The sequence below is a fragment of the Streptomyces sp. NPDC003032 genome, assembly GCF_053591415.1.
This window is the reverse complement of record NZ_JBSFTT010000005.1, coordinates 352,503-368,065: the sequence shown is the minus strand read 5'-3', so window position 1 is coordinate 368,065 and position 15,563 is coordinate 352,503. Positions and strand designations below refer to the sequence as shown.

The window sequence follows — 15,563 nt, the reverse complement described above, 5'->3', positions numbered from 1 at the left end:
TCCGGCGACGGAACGTCCACATGCAACGTCTTCGGCAGCACACCGTGCCGCAACGCCATCACCGTCTTGATCAGCGAGGCGGCGCCGGCCGCGGCGGCCGTGTGCCCGATGTTGGACTTGACGGAGGCGAGCCACAGCGGATCGCCGCCGTCCCGTTCCTGTCCGTAGGCCGCGAGGAGTGCCTGGGCCTCGATGGGGTCGCCGAGTTCGGTTCCCGTACCGTGCGCCTCGACGGCGTCCACGTCGGACGGGGACAGGCGCGCGTCCGCCAACGCCGCGCGGATCACGCGCTGTTGGGAGGGGCCGTTGGGTGCGGTCAGGCCGTTGCTTGCGCCGTCCTGGTTGGCGGCGGTGCCGCGTACCACCGCGAGGACACGGTGGCCCAGGCGGCGGGCGTCAAAGAGGCGTTCGAGGAGCAGCAGGCCGACCCCCTCGCTGGAGCTGAAGCCGTCCGCGGCGGCGGCGAACGCCTTGCAGCGGCCGTCGGGGGCGAGGGCACGCTGGCGGGAGAGTTCGACGAAGACCGCGGGGCTCGCCATCACCGTCACGCCGCCGGCGATGGCCAGCGAGCTCTCGCCCGCGCGCAGGGACCGGCAGGCGAGGTGCAGGGCGACCAGGGAGGACGAGCAGGCCGTGTCGACGGTGACGGCCGGGCCCTCCAGGCCGAGCTGGTAGGCGAGGCGGCCGGAGAGGACGCTGGACGTGTTGCCGGTGAACGCGTATCCCTCGGTGCGCCGGGGCGCGCGGACGAGGTCCGGGATGTAGACGGACGTCGACGCGCCGACGAAGACGCCGGTCGCGCTGCCCCGCAGGGTCGCGGGGTCGATCGCGGACCTTTCGAGGAGTTCCCAGGACGCTTCGAGGAGGAGGCGCTGCTGGGGGTCCATGGCGAGGGCCTCGCGGGGTGAGATGCCGAAGAACTCGGCGTCGAACTCGCCCGGGTCGCGCAGGAACCCGCCCGCGCGGACGTATGACTTCCCGGGGGCGCCGGGGTCGGGGTCGTAGAGGCCGTCGAGGTCCCAGCCGCGGTTGTCGGGGAACCCGGTGGTGGCGTCCGTGCCGGTGACGACGAGGTCCCACAGCTCCTCGGGGCCGCGTGCCTCGCCGGGGAACCGGCAGGCCATCCCGACGACGGCGAGGGGTTCGCGGTCGGAGCCCGCGAGGCGCCGGTTCTCGTCGCGGAGACGTTCGGTCTCCTTCAGGGACGCGCGCAGTGCGGCGACGATGTCCTCGGTGGGGGTGCTCACCTGTGACTCACCTGTCACTCTCGTTGCCCGCGATGCGGAGCAGGTCCTGGACGCTCATCGCGTCGATGGGGTGGGCGGGCCCGCCGGGCGCGTCGTCCGGGGCCAGCTCGCCGTGCAGATGCCGGGCCAGCGACGCCGCCGTGGGGTGGTCGAAGATCAGCGTGGCGGAGAGGCGGAGGCCGGTCGCCGCGCGCAGGCGGCCCCTCATCTGCACGGCCGTGACGGAGTCGAACCCGAAGTCCTTGAAGGCCCGGTCCGGTTCGACGGCGTCCACGCCGTCGTGCCCGAGGACGGACGCGACCTCGCCGCGGACCAGGTCCAGGAGGATCCGCTCGCGTCCCGCCGCGGTCGTCTCCCCGGCGAGGCGTGCCGCGAGGGCCGCCGCCCGCGATCCGGGGCCGTCGCCCCGCGCGCCGTCCTGGTCCGGCCCCGCGCCGCTCCCGCCGCCCGCGCCGGGGATGTCGGCGATGAGGGGGCGCGGGCGGGCCGCCGTGAAGGACTCGGCGAAGCGGGGCCAGTCCATGTCGGTGACGGAGAGCGTGGTGTCGCCCCGCTCGACGGCCTGCCGCAGGGCGGCGAGCGCCAGGGGCGGCGGCATGGGGCGCACGCCGCGCCGGGCGAGGAAACGCTCGGCGTCCGGTGTCGCGGCGCCGCCGCTGCCCGCCCAGGCGCCCCAGGCGATCGAGGTCACGGGCAGCCCGCGCGCGGCGCGCCGCTCGGCGAACGCGTCGAGGTAGGCGTTGGCGGCCGCGTACGGCCCCTGGCCGCTGCTGCCGTAGACCCCGGCGTTGGAGGAGAACAGGACGAAGGCGTCGAGCCGCCGGTCGCCGAGGAGCGCGTCGAGGTGGTCGGTGCCCGCGACCTTGGGTCCGAGGATCTCCGCGAGGTCGGCCACGGTGACCTCCGAGAGGGGTTTGCGCTCCCCGATCACCGCGGCGGCGTGGACGACCGTGGTCAGCGGTGACTCGTCCGGGATCCGCGCGAGGACGCCGGCCAGCGCCTCCCTGTCCGTGACGTCACAGGCCTCCACGACGATCTCGGCCGTGCCCGCCCGCGCCAGCTCGGCGAGGAGTTCGCTCGCGCCGGGCGCGTCCTTGCCGCGCCGGCTGACCAGGACCACCCGCTCGGCGCCCGCTCCGACGAGCCGGCGCGCCACCTGCGCGCCGACGCCGCCGGTGCCGCCGGTCACCAGTGCCGTGCCGCGCACCCGCCGGCCCGGCGAGGGCGTCGGGCTCTCCAGGGGTGCGGGAGTCAGCCGCCGCACCCATGCGTTCCGGCCGCGCAGCGCCACCTGGTCCTCGTCGCCCAGGGCGCCCGCGAGCACCGCGCACAGCGCGGGCCCGGGTTCGCCGCCCACGTCCACCTGGCCGCCCCAGCGTCGGGGCTCGTCGAGGCCGAGTACCCGTGTCAGGCCGAGTACCTGCGCCTGGGCCGGGCTGGTGACGGGGTCGTCGGCGCCCACCGACACGGCGCCGCCGGTCACACACCACAGGCGCGCCTCGACCTCGGCGTCGTCCAGTGCCTGGGAGAGGACGACCGTGGCGGCCAGCCCGGCGGGGACGCCGGGTTCGGCCGCGTGGGGTTCTTCGTCGAAGGCGAGCAGCGAGACGACTCCGTGGACCTCCCCGGCCTGCCGTGCGGCGGCGGTGCGCAGTCGCTCGGCGAGACCGACACGGTCAGCCCGTGCCGCATCCACAACAACCTCACACACATCAGCACCGCCCGCCGCCAGGGCGGCCAGGCACCGCGCCACCGTCCCGTCCGCCCCGCACCGCTCGGGCAGCACGACGAGCCACGTGCCCGTCAGGTCCGGCGGGGTCGGCAAGGGGGTACGCCGCCACGTGACGCGGTAGCGCCAGGACTCGCCGACGTGCCGTTCGCGGTGGCGGCCGCGCCAGGCGGTCAGGGCGGGCAGCAGCGCTTCCACCGCCCGCCGTTGCTCGTCCGTGGCATCGAGGTCCAGCAGGCCGGTCAGTTCGTCGGCGTCGCCGGTCTCCACTGCCTGCCAGAAACCGTCGTCGTCGCCCGATGTGAGGTCCGAGGTCATAGCACCCTGGCCGCTGGGCAGTTCGGGGCGTCGGGGCCCCGTCCCGGTGAACAGCGCGGGCCAGTCCACGGCGACACCGTGGGCGTGCGCCTCGGCCAGAGAGGCCACGAAGCGGCTCATGCCGCCGTCGTCGCGCCGCAGCGTCTCCAGCGCGGTGATCTGGACGCCCATGGCGCTGCCCGTCTCGTCGAACCCGGCGGCCAGCAGCGGATGGGCGCTGACCTCCAGGAACACCGAGTGGCCTTCCTTGATCAGGGAGCGCGCCGCCTTCTCGAACTCCACCGTCTCTCGCAGGTTGCGGAACCAGTAGGCGGCGTCGAGACCGGAGCCGTCCACGACGTCACCGGTGACGGCCGAGCAGAACGCGATGTCCGACGAGCGCGGCGCGAGCGGGGCGAGTACGTCCAGCAGCTCGTCCTTGAGCTGGTCCATCTGCGCGGAGTGCGCGGCGCAGTGGACGGTGAGGCGGCGCACGCGTACGTCGGTCTCGGTGAGGACCGCCTCCAGTTCGTCCAGGGCGGCCATCTCACCGGACACCACCACCGAGCCGGGGCCGTTCACCGCCGCCACCGACAGGCGCTCGCCCCACCGCTCCAGGAGGGCGGTCACCTCGTGCCGGGACAGGCGTACGGAGAGCGCGCCGCCGCGTCCCGCGAGGTCCCGGTGCAGTGCCCGGCTGCGCAGGGCGACGATCCGGGCCGCGTCGTCCAGGCCGAGCGCGCCCGCCACACAGGCGGCGGCGATCTCGCCCTGGGAGTGGCCGAGCACCGCTCCGGGCACCACGCCCACGGACTCCCAGAGCCGGGCGAGCGCGACCATCACCGTGAACAGGACGGGCTGGAGCACGTCGTTGCGTGCCAGGTCGGGCGCGCCATCGGCGCCGCGCAGCACGTCGACGACCGACCAGCCGGTGAACGGTTCGATGGCGGCCGCGCACGCCTCCACGCGCTCCGCGAAGACCGGAGAGGCGTCCAGCAGTTCGCGGCCCATCCCGGCCCACTGGCCGCCCTGCCCGGGGAAGACCATGACCACGCCGGACGGGTCGTCGAGGACGGTGTCCGTGATGACGTTCGGCGCGTCGGCGCCGGTGGCGAGCGCGTCGAGCCCGGTGAGGAGCGCGGTCCGGTGCCCGGCGACCACCGTGGCCCGGCAGGGCAGCACGGGCCGGTCCGCGAGCGCGGCCCCGAAGGCGTCGACGTCCAGTGCCGGGCTCTCTCGTACGAAGGACGCCAACTGAGTCGCGTACCGCCGTAGTTCGGTCGGGCCCGGAGCGGACAGGACGCATGGAACCGCCGTGTCCGTCCGGCGGACCAGCGGCTCGCGGTACCAGTGGGTGCGGTGGTGCTCCCACGGGTAGGCGGGCAGGCTCACCGGGCGCACGGGGGTCGCGCCGGGCACCGGCTCGTACCCGGTGGCGAAGAGCTCGGCGGCCGTGTGCACGATCCGCTCCAGCGGGTCGGCGTCATCGGCGTCGGCGTCGGCGTCATCCCATGGCAGTACGTCGAGGACGACCGTGTCGCCGTCCGGGGCCTCGCCGGAGACTTCGTGCCGGGCCTGCCGGGCCTGCCGGGCCTCGCCGCAGAGCGCGCGCAGCGCCTCCCGTACGCTCACCCGGCCCTCGGCCCACGCCGCGCCGAGCCGTCCCGGTCCGTCACCGGTGGCGTGCTGCGGGCGTACGCCGATCGCCGCCCACAGCGCGGTGGCGGCGACGTGGTGGCAGAAGACGTGCGCGTCGCGCAGCGCCGGGTCCGGGTCCTCGGTGAGGTCCGTCGAGGTGCCGGTCACGGCGGCAAGGTGGGCCGCGCAGTCGTCCAGGGCGCGCCGGTAGTCGGGGTCGGCGGTGAGCCGCTGCCAGGTGGCGGGCAGCTCGACGGGGTAGCGGAAGGTGGCCGTGACGGTGGTCTCCGCGTCGCAGCGGCCCCGGTGCACGGCGGTGGCCGCGGGAGCGTCGCCGCCCGCCGCGGCCGACTCCAGGGCGGCGGCGAGTTCCTCGGCGTCGGCGCCCACGGCGACGATCCTGTGCTCAAGCAGGGAGCGCCGGTGCGTGGCGGTGCCGACGAGCGCGTCCAGGCCGGGATGGGCGGGATGGCCCGGGTCGGTTTCGCGCAGGTGCCGCGCCATCCGGAGCGCGGCGGTACGCAGCGCCCTCGCGCTCGCCGCGGTCACCGGCAGGGCGTACGGACGGGTGCACGGACGTGGGTACGGACGTGCGGGGCGGTGCGGCCCGGCGGTGTCGTCGTCCGGTCGCTCGGTGGCCTGTTCGAGCAGGACGTGCGCGTTGGTGCCGGTGAGCCCGAAGGAGCTGACGCCCGCGCGTGCGGGGCGACCGTGCCGGGGCCAGGGGCGTGGCGTGGTGGCCAGTTCGACGGGCAGGGCGGCCCAGTCGATGCGGGACGAGGGGCGGTTCACGAGATGGCGCGGTATCCGCCCGTGGTGCAGGGACAGGACCGTCTTCAGGAGTCCGACCACGCCGGCCGCCGCCGCCAGGTGGCCGACGTTCGGCTTCGCGGAGCCGATGACGAGCGGGGCGTCCGGGGCACGCCCGGGCCCGTACGCCTCGGCGAGCGCGTTGACCTCGATGGGGTCGCCGACGGGGGTGCCGGTGCCGTGCGCCTCGACGTAGTCCACGTCGGCGGGCTGCCAGCCCGCCCGGTCCAGTGCGCGGCGGATCAGTGCCTGCTGCGCGGCCGCGTTGGGGACGGTGAAGCCGCCCGCGGCTCCGTCCTGGTTGACGGCGCTGCCGCGGATCACCGCGTAGACGCGGTCGCCGTCGCGGCGCGCCGCCGCGAGCGGTTTGAGCACGAGCGCGACGGCGCCCTCGCCCACGCCGTAACCGTCGGCGTCCTCGTCGAAGGTCTTGCACCAGCCGTCGGCCGCGAGCGCGCCGCTCTCCGACATCGCGACCATGAGCGTGGGGGCGATCATCGTGTGCGCGCCGCCGACCACGGCGACCTCGCAGTCGCCGCCGCGCAGGCCCTGACAGGCCAGGTGCACCGCCGTCAGCGAGGCGGAGCACGCGGTGTCCACGACCAGGCTCGGACCGCTCAGCCCAAGGACGTACGACAGTCGTCCGGCCACGGCGGCGAACGACGTGCCCGTGCCGAAGTACAGGTCGACGTTGCGCATGTCGCGGGCAAGGAGCTGCTGGTAGTCGGCGGCTTCCAGACCGACGTAGACGCCGACGGGCCGGCCGGTCAGCGCGGCGGGGCGGCTGCCCGCGTCCTCCAGGGCCTCCCAGGCGACCTCCAGCATGAGCCGCTGCTGCGGGTCGAGTGAGGCGGCCTCGCGCGGCGAGATGCGGAAGAATCCCGCGTCGAAACCGGCGATGTCGTCCAGGTAGCAGCTCCTGCTGGGGATGTCGGCGGCCGCGGCCTCGGCCCACACGGGGTCGTCCCTGCGGCCGGGCGGCGGTTCGGACACCGAGTCCCGCCCCGCCGTCAGCAACTCCCAGAACTCCTGGGGCGATCCGGCGCCGGGCAGGCGGCAGGAGATACCGGTGACGGCGATGGCGGCACCGGCGTCCTCTTCGTCCCCCGCTCCGGGCCCGCCGTCAAGGGCGGCCTCGGCCGGCGGCTCCGCCGGTCCCGCCTCCTGCACGGCCTCGCCGTCCTCCACCTCCCGCGCCCCTAGCTCGGCCAGGTACGCCACGAGCGCCTCGACGGTGGGGTGTTCGAAGATGGCGGGCACGGGGAGGGTGACCCCGCACTCGCGGTCCAGACGGCGGCGGAGCGTGGCGGCGCTCAAGGAATCGAGCCCCTGCTCGAACAGTCCCCTTCGACGCAGCAGCCGCTGCCCGTCGGGGAGGCCGAGGACCTCGCGGACCGCCGTCTCGACGCGGGCCGACAGGGCGCTGCCACCCGTGCCCGCCGCACGCTCCCGGGGTACTGGAGACGGAAGCGGTCGTACGTACGTGTCCTCGGCCCGCGGCCGCTGTCCCGTGGGAAGCCAGTAGCGGTCGCCGCCCCAGGTGGGCACCGGCAGCGAGTGGTACCTGCCGGGACGCCCGGTGACGTTCTCCCAGTCGATCGGCACGCCGTCGACGTGCAGCCGGGCGAGCGTCCTGTGCAGGGCGAGGCCGCCCGGCTCGTCGCGGTGCAGGGTCGCGTGCGCCTGCCCGGCGCGGCCCCGGTGCCGCAGCGCGTCGGTGAGCGCCCCGGTGAGGACGGGGTGCGGGCCCACCTCGACGAGAGCGCACTCCTGTTCGGCGAGGAGGCGGTCGACGGCGGGCCACAGGAGCACGGGGCGGGTGATGTTGCGGGCCCAGTAGTCGGCGTCGACGCCGGTCAGGTCCCGGTCGGGGTCCACGGTGGACAGCCACCGCAGGGTCGCCTCGCGGTGGTCGAGTCCGGCCGCGGCCTCCCGCAGCGGCGGCCCGCAGTGCGCCACGGCCGGGCCGTGGCTGGCCAACTCGACCTTCAGCCGCCGACAGCGCAGGCCGCGGGCCTCCAGCGCGTCCGCGGCGGCCACGGCGTCCTCGGTGGGCCCGGAGAAGACGCACGACGCGGGGCCGTTGACGGCGGCGACCGCGGCGGCGAGGCCGGTCTCGGCGAGCGCGGCGGCCACCGTGTCCGCGCCGCCCTGAACGGCGTACATCAGGCCGGAGCCCGCGGCGAGTTCCCGGGCGATCGTCGAGCGGACGAGCACCAGGCGCATGGCGTCCGCCAGGGACAGGACGCCCGCCACGTGCGCGGCGGTGATCTCGCCCAGGCTGTGCCCGATCACCGCGGCGGGCCGCACCCCGCGCTCCGCGAGCCACCGCGTCACCGCGACCTGCACGGCGAAGATCGCGCAGTGGGAGATGTCCGTGCGGTCGAGGCGGCTGTGCCCGGTGCGGCGCATCTCCTCGGTCAGCGACCAGGACGAGTCGGTCCGCACCAGCCCGTCAGTCCGCATCGACCCGTCAGTCCGCATCAGCCCGTCGGTCCCCAGCATCCCGTCGGCCCGCAGCAGCGCGTCGCACTCGTCCAGCGTGGCGCGGAAGACCGGGTCGGTGGCGTGCAGGTCCATCGCCATGCCCGCCCACTGGCCGCCCTGCCCCGGGTAGACGAAGACGGGGGCCGGTGCGGAGTCCGGGTCGGGTACCGCTCCCATGTAGGCGCCGTCCGGTGGTTCCTCCGGGTCGTCCAGGCCGTCCAGGAGCGCGGGTACGTCCATGGCGACCGCCGCGTATCGGTGGGCCTCGTGGGTGCGGCGGGTCGCCGCGGAGGCGATCAGGTCACCGATGCGGTCGGTGCGCGCCGCGTGCTCACGCAACCCGGCCACCTGGGCGGCGAGGCCTTCGGGGCGGGCGGCGGAGGCGAGCAGCAGGTAGGGGGCGTGGCCGGGCCGTACGCCTTCCGGGTCCTCGGTGGCGGCCTCGACGACGGCGTGCACATTCGTCCCACTGAGGCCGAACGCGCTCACTCCCGCCCGCAACGGCCGTCCGGGCGCGGTGAGTTCGGTGTGGTCGAGGGGTACGGCGATGCCCGCCGCCGCCCAGTCGACGGCCGGGTGCAGGCTGTCGATGCCGGGCTGGGCGGGGGCGCGCCCGGAGCCGACGACCCACAGCGCCTTGAGGAGGCCGGTGATGCCCGCTGCGGCGTCGGTGTGCCCGAGGACCGCCTTGAGCGAGCCGACCCGCAAGGGGCGCCCCGGCTCGCGTCCTGTGCCGTAGACCTCGTCGAGCACGCCGAGTTCGTACATGTCGCCGAGGTGGGTCCCCGTGCCGTGCGCCTCGACGTAGTCGACGTCGGCCGGGCCGATGCCCGCGTGGGCGAGGGCGTCGCGCAGCAGCCGGGCCTGGGCGGCGGGGTTGGGGGCGGTCAGGCCCATGCTGGCGCCGTCGTTGTTGGCGGCGGAGCCGCGCAGGACGCCGTGGACGCGGTCGCCGTCGGCCAGGGCGTCGGTGAGCCGTTTGAGTACGACGACACCGCAGCCCTCACCCCGTACCGTGCCGTCGGCCGCCGCGTCGAAGGGGCGGCAGGAACCGGTGGCGGAGAGCGCGCCGACGCGGTGCATGAAGACGCTGATGTCGGGCGTGATGAGGAGGCTGACACCGGCGGCGAGCGCGGTGTCGCAGTCGCCGCCGCGCAGGCTCTGGCAGGCCTGGTGCACGGCCAGCAGCGAGGAGGAGCAGGCGGAGTTGACGGCGAGCGCCGGTCCCTGGAGGTCGAAGGTGTAGGCGAGGCGGCCGGCCGCGAAGCTGAACTCGACGCCGCTGACGTAGTGCTGGTCGACGCCCGCGGTGCCGAGGGTGCGCGCGTGCAGGAGGTGGTAGTCGCCCGCGAGCATGCCGACGAAGACGCCCGTGCGGGTGCCGCGCCACTGTTCCCGGGTGCGCCCCGCGTCGCTCATCGCCTCCCAGGCGACCTCCAGGAGGAGGCGCTGCTGGGGGTCGAGCAGGCTCGCCTCGGGCGGCGCGATGCCGAAGAACTCCGCGTCGAAACGGGCGACGTCGTCGAAGAACACACCCTTGGTGGGGGTGCCGTCGGGGTACCGCCCCCAACGCCCTTCGGGCACGTCGCGGACCAGGCCGCGCCCCGACTCCAGGGCGTGCCCGAGGGAGGGCAGGTCGTGGGCCCCGCCGGGGTAGCGGCAGCCGACACCGACGATCGCGACGGGTTCGGGGGGCGGCGTCTGAGCGGTGCGGGCGTCGGTCATCTACCTCGCGTCCTTTCCCGCTCCCAGGGAGACGACCAGCGCGGTGATGTTCTGGATGTTCTTGAAGCTCTCCGGTGAGACCGCGGTCGGCGGCACGCGCACGCCGAGCCGCTCGCGGATGAAGGCGAGCAGGCGCGCCGTGTTGAGGGAGTTGAGGACTCCCCACTCCAGAAGTGGTGTACGCGCGTCGAGTTCACCCTTCTCGTCGCCGTCCAGGAAGGTGTCCTTGACGTAGCCCGTGATGAGTTCGGCGGTCTCTTCGGCTGTCGTGGGGCGAGCTGTCATGGGGCGTCCTTCACTGGTTGCGGGGCGTCCTTCGCTCGGTGCGGGGTGTCCTTCACTCGGTGCGGGACGCTCGACGCGAGCGCCGACCGGTCGGTCTTGCCGTTGCGGTTGCGCGGCAGTCCGGGGACCACGTACACGTCGTGGGCGACCATGTAGCGCGGCAGCCGTCCGGCGCAGTGCCGCTTGAGGGCGAGCACTCCCGGTTCGCGACCGGGCCACGGCACGACGTACGCCACGAGGCGGGCGTCCAGTCCGTCGCCGACCACCACGGCGGCGGCCTCGGCGACATCGGGGTGCGCGGTGAGGGCGGCCTCGACGTCGCCCAGCTCGACGCGGTTGCCGCGGACCTTGGTCATGTGGTCGCGGCGGCCCAGGTAGTGGAGGGTGCCGTCGGGGTCGGTGCGGACGCGGTCGCCGGTGGCGTAGGGGCTGCGGGCGGGTACCGCGCCCCAGTAGCCAAGCATCACCGAGGGCCCGGCGACCAGGAGTTCGCCTTCCTCCCCCGGCTCGCAGGCGGTGCCGTCGGGGCGGGCCGCCCAGACATGGTCGCCGCTCGCTGCACGGCCGATGGGCAGCGGCTCCTCACCGGCCAGGTCCTCGGGGGTCGGCTCGTGGAAGGTGCATACGTTCGTCTCGGTGGGCCCGTAGAGGTTCAGGAGCCGGGCGTCCGTCCAGAGCGCCAGCTGCCGGACGTAGCGGACGGGGAAGGGCTCACCGGCGAACAGCACGGCTCGCAGGGCGGCGGGTGCGGGGCGCGCGAGGAGCCCGCCCTCGCGCATCATCAGGGCGAGCACGGACGGTACGGAGTACCAGACGGTGATGTCCTCCTCGTACAGGAAGTCCACCAACTGGGCGGGCGCGTACGCGAGTTCGGCGGAGACAAGGTGAACCGAGGCGCCCGCGGCGAACGCCACGTACAGGTCGAGGACGGACAGGTCGAAGCCGAACGGCGCGTGGTTGGCGAACCGGTCCCCGGGCCGCGCACGCAACTCGGCGGCGGCCCACTCCACGAAGGCGAGGGCACCCCGGTGACTGACGCAGACACCCTTGGGGGTGCCGGTGGAGCCGGAGGTGTAGAGGAGGTAGGCGAGATCATCCGGGGCGGTGGCCTCGTCCACGGCGGGGGTTGGGACGGAGCCGTCACTGGTCCCGCTTGACGCGAAGGCGTCGCCGTCCGCCGCGGGGGGTGGTATGAGCGGTGCGCACGGGATGTCGGAGCCGGAGCCCAGTTCCGCGGCGGTCTCCGCGATGCGGGCCGCGTCGGTGAGGACCACGCGGGCGGCGCAGTCGCGGGCCATGAGTGCGACGCGGGCGGCGGGGGTGGTGTGGTCGGCGGGGACGTAGGCCGCGCCGAGCCGCAGCGCGCCCTGCATCGCGGCGACGGCGGCGGGGGACTTCTCCGTCCACACCACGACGCGGTCGCCGCGGCCGACGCCGAGTCCGCGCAGCCGGTGGGCGAACAGGTCGGCCCAGCGGTCGAGTTGGCGGTACGTGACCCGGCTCGCGGCTCCGGAGACGGCGAGCCGGCCGGGGTACCTGCGCGCGGCGTCGATGAGGAGGCGGTGCAGTTTCACGGACCGGTTCACAGACCGGCCTCCCGGGCGATGAGTTCGCGCTGCATCTCACTCGTACCGGAGAAGACCGTGCCGGGCACGGCGTCGCGCAGCTGCCGTTCGACCCCGCTCTCGGCGAGGTAGCCGGAGCCGCCGTGGAGGTGGACCGCGTCCAGGCTGTTGGCGACCGCCGCCTCCGAGACCGCCACCTTGGCCAGCGCGGCGGCACCGTCGGCGGCGCCGTCCCTGTCGAGCAGCCAGCACGCCCGGTACAGCAGGAGGCGGGCGCTCTCCAGCCGCTGCTTCATCGTGGCGATGCGGTGCGAGACGGCCTGGAAGCGGCCGATGGCGCGGCCGAACTGGGAGCGTCGCCCCGCGTGTGCGACGCACATCTCGAACTGCCGGTCCATCATGCCGAGATACGCCGCGAAGAGGCAGGCCCGCTCCCAGCCCATGGAGTGCTGGAAGACGATCTGCCCCTGGCCCTCCGCGCCGAGCCGCCGGGTCTCCGGCACCGGCGCGCCCTCGAACCGCACCCGTCCGGCGGGGCAGCCGTGCAGCCCCATCTTCCGGAAGGGCTCGCCGACGGAGAGCCCGGGGGTGGCGCGCGGCACGGCGAACGCCGTCGTGCCGAGGTAACCGGCCGCCGGGTCCGTCGTCGCGTACGTCACGAAGACGTCGGCGACGGGGGCGTTGCTGGCGAAGGACTTCTCGCCGTCGAGGACATAACCGCGCGCCGCTCCGTCACCGCGCCGCGCCGTCGTGGCGAGGCGGCCCACGTCGCTGCCCGCTCCGTCCTCCGTCATCGCGTTGGCGGCGATGAGCGCGCCGCCCGCGAGACCGGGCAGCAGTTCGTCGCGTACGTCCTTGTCGGCGAAGTCCCTGATGGGCACGGTGCAGGCGAACAGGTGCGCGCTGACCGCGAAGACCAGGCCGGTGTCCGGGCAGGCGTTACCGAACGCCTCCAGGCACAGCGCGGTGTCCAGGGCGCCGAACCCGCCGCCGCCGTACTCCTCGGGCACGCACAGCCCGGTGAGCCCGAGGTCCGCCGCCGCCTGCCACACGGGGCGGGTGAACGGCGCGCCCTCGTCCGCCGTGCGGTCGCCGAACCTCTCGCCGGCGGCGGCCATGATGTCACTGCGGCGCTTCTGCTGTGCGGCCGTCAGATCGAAGTCCATGGGTCTTACTAAGGGCCATGGCGTGCTCCGGGGTCATCCCCTAGCCCTCCCCTAGCCACCCCGAGGCGCCGCGCCGGGGCCGCCTAGGGGGCGGGCGGCATTGCGCCACGGCGGCCGCTCCCGTCTCGTGACCTCATGACCACTGAGCAGAGCAGGGAGTTCACGCGCGCGGTGCGGGCCGCGGTGGAGCGGACCTGGGGTCCCCCGCCGCAGGCGGCCACGGCCGACATCCGCGAGATGTGGGAGGCGGCGGCGGATCAGGGCTGGACGGCCCTCTCCGGTGCCGGGGCCCTCGACGCGGTCCTCACGGTGGTCACCGCGACGGGGCGGGCCGCCTGTCCGCTGCCCGTCATGGACGCGTACGTGGCCACCCGTCTACTCGCGGACCGGCCCGAACTGGTGGCGGACATCAGCTCGGGCACACTCCGCGTCCTCGCCGCCACGGAGGGGCCCGGGTGGCCGGGGCAGGGGGGGCGACCGGAGCAGCCTGGGCAGGCGGGGCGACCGGAGCAGCCTGGGCAGCCGGAGCAGCCTGGGCAGCCGGAGCAGCCTGGGCAGCCGGAGCAGCCTGGGCAGGCGGGGCAGCCGGGGCAGACAGGCCGGACGGGGCGGACGGGGCGGCCGGAGCAGACAGGGCAGGCGGCACGGATCGGGCAGGCGGGGAGGGGTCCGCGGGATGGTGTCCGGTGGGCGGAGTGCGGGGCCGCCGTCACGCACGTCCTGCTGTTCCCGCCCGGCGGCGGCTCCGCCCGGCTGCGCCCCGTGGAGCGGGCCACGGCTCTGCCCGGCCTCGCGGTGCCCGCCTGGTCTGAGCTGAGCCTCGGCCCGTCGGTCGCGGACGTCGAGGTCCGCGCCCGGGACGCGGACGAGGCGGTGGTGCTGCTGCGGCTCGGGCTCGCCGCACGGGCCCTGGCCGCCGCGCACCATGCACACGAACTGGCCGTCGAACACGCCCGTACGCGGCGGCAGTTCGGCAGGGCCATCGGATCGTTCGGCGCGGTGCAGCAGCGCACGGCGGCCTGCCAGATCGACGTGGACGCGTGCACCTTGCTGGTGGCCGACGCCGCACACCGGCACGCCACGGGCGCCGCCGACTGGACACTCGCCGCCGAGCTGGCCGTCCGGCACATCGAGGCCGTGGCCCCGCGCGTCCAACTGGGCGCCCAGCACACGCTCGCCGCGGCGGGCTACTTCGAGGAGCACGCGGCGCCCTGGCTGCTGCGGCGGCTGCACGCCGACCTGTCCCGGCTGACCACCGTCGCCCGCGCCGCCGGCGGACCCGGCGACGTACTGGTGGAGAGCGGCGCCGCCCTGCCCGTGCCCGACATGGGCCGCACGGCGGAGCGGTTCCGTGGCCGGATCACATCGTTCGTCGCCGAGCACGCGCCGGACCCCCGCGCCACGCTCGCCGCTGACGGCGACGACCCGGAGCTGCTGGCCGCCGTCGCCGCGCAGGGCTGGTTGGGGATGGCGTGGCCGCCGAGCGCGGGCGGGCGGGGCGCGACGGTCGCGGAGCAACTCGTCCTCCAGGACGAGCTGGTGTACCGGCGGCTGCCGGTCGGCCGGGCGCTCGCCGCGACGGCCACGGTGGGCGCGCCGCTGCTCAGGCACGGCACGGCCGAGCAGCGGGAGCGGCTCCTGCCGCAGCTGCGCCGGGGCGCGCTGCGGGTCTGTGTCGGCTACAGCGAACCGGAGGCGGGCTCCGACCTCGGCTCGGTGCGCACGCGGGCGGTCCCGGACGGCGACTCGTGGGTGATCGACGGGCAGAAGGCGTGGATCACGGACGCGCACGCGTCCGACGCGATGTGGCTGGCCGCGCGAACCAACCCGGAAGCAGCCCCGTCGCACACCGGCATCACCGTGTTCCTGGTCCCCATGGACGCTCCGGGCATCACCCTGCGCCGGCGCGAGGCGCTCTCGGGCCATGTGGCGTGCGACGTGTTCCTGGACGACGTACGTATTCCCGACTCCGCCCGGATCGGGCAGGTCGACGGGGGCTGGGAGGTGATCACCGACGGGCTGAGCGGCGAGCGCGTCGTCCTGGCGAGCCTCGCCGCGACGGTGCGGCGGCTGCTGGACGATCTGCTCGCCGAGGTGCGCGCGCGGCCCGACACCGCGGGAGGCGGCCGGGGTTCGGCGCCGCGGGACCGGATCGGCCGTCTCGCCGCGGCGGCGCAGGCCGCCCAGCAGCTCACCGCCGCGGTGGGCAGGCCCTCCCTCGCCGCGCTGGTGAAGCCGCGGCTCGTGGTGGCCATGGCGCAGGTGTTCGGCAGCGAACTCGCCGAGGAGGTCGGCGCGGCCGCGCTGGATCTCCTCGGCCCCGACGCGGCGCTCGGCCCGGACCCGGACACACCGGCCGGCGGCGGCTTCGAGCAGGCGCTGCGCACCGCGCCGATGTACGTGATCGGCGGCGGCAGCAACGACGTCCTGCGCGGCCTGATCGCCCGCGGCCTGGGCCTGCCCGCGTAGGCCGTGTCTATCGGGTGCGCACTGTGTGCGGTGGTGTGTGACCGGGGCATGGCGATCGTGTGGGACGTGAAGGGCAGACGGTGCACCACTGATCTACTTACTGATCTACTTAACCGGTTCCGTCCGGAGCATTGTGCTGCCGTCC

Annotated in this window: 6 protein-coding genes; 1 reads left to right on the top strand and 5 read right to left on the bottom strand. The window is 75.1% G+C overall.

What is annotated here, in order from left to right; all coding sequences use genetic code 11:
• The 5 genes from ACWDZ7_RS10255 to ACWDZ7_RS10235 form a co-directional block, all read right to left on the bottom strand.
• The coding region (locus tag ACWDZ7_RS10255) for a beta-ketoacyl synthase N-terminal-like domain-containing protein (RefSeq protein WP_451796230.1) at positions 1 to 1,247 on the bottom strand (1,247 nt) is incomplete at its 3' end.
• A 7-nt stretch (positions 1,248 to 1,254) separates the two neighbouring features.
• Positions 1,255 to 9,933, bottom strand: coding sequence for a type I polyketide synthase (locus ACWDZ7_RS10250; protein ID WP_451796229.1), 8,679 nt, complete (start codon positions 9,931 to 9,933; stop codon positions 1,255 to 1,257).
• Positions 9,934 to 10,218: an acyl carrier protein gene (locus ACWDZ7_RS10245; RefSeq protein WP_451796228.1), complete on the bottom strand. Its 285-nt coding sequence runs from the start codon at positions 10,216 to 10,218 to the stop codon at positions 9,934 to 9,936. It lies immediately after the preceding gene.
• Complete coding sequence (locus tag ACWDZ7_RS10240) at positions 10,215 to 11,804, bottom strand: amino acid adenylation domain-containing protein (RefSeq protein ID WP_451796227.1); 1,590 nt, start codon at positions 11,802 to 11,804, stop codon at positions 10,215 to 10,217. The genes ACWDZ7_RS10245 and ACWDZ7_RS10240 overlap by 4 nt, the downstream gene beginning before the upstream one ends.
• Positions 11,801 to 12,949 carry an acyl-CoA dehydrogenase family protein gene (locus tag ACWDZ7_RS10235; RefSeq protein WP_451796226.1) on the bottom strand — a complete coding sequence of 383 codons (1,149 nt, stop codon included), beginning with the start codon at positions 12,947 to 12,949 and terminating at the stop codon, positions 11,801 to 11,803. Before ACWDZ7_RS10235 ends, ACWDZ7_RS10240 begins: the two co-directional genes overlap by 4 nt.
• A gap of 135 nt (positions 12,950 to 13,084) precedes the next feature.
• On the opposite strand from ACWDZ7_RS10235, the gene ACWDZ7_RS10230 reads away from it, so the two are divergent.
• Entirely contained in the window at positions 13,085 to 15,418 is a 2,334-nt protein-coding gene (locus tag ACWDZ7_RS10230) for an acyl-CoA dehydrogenase family protein (RefSeq protein ID WP_451796225.1), read from the top strand.
• Positions 15,419 to 15,563: the final 145 nt, after the last annotated feature.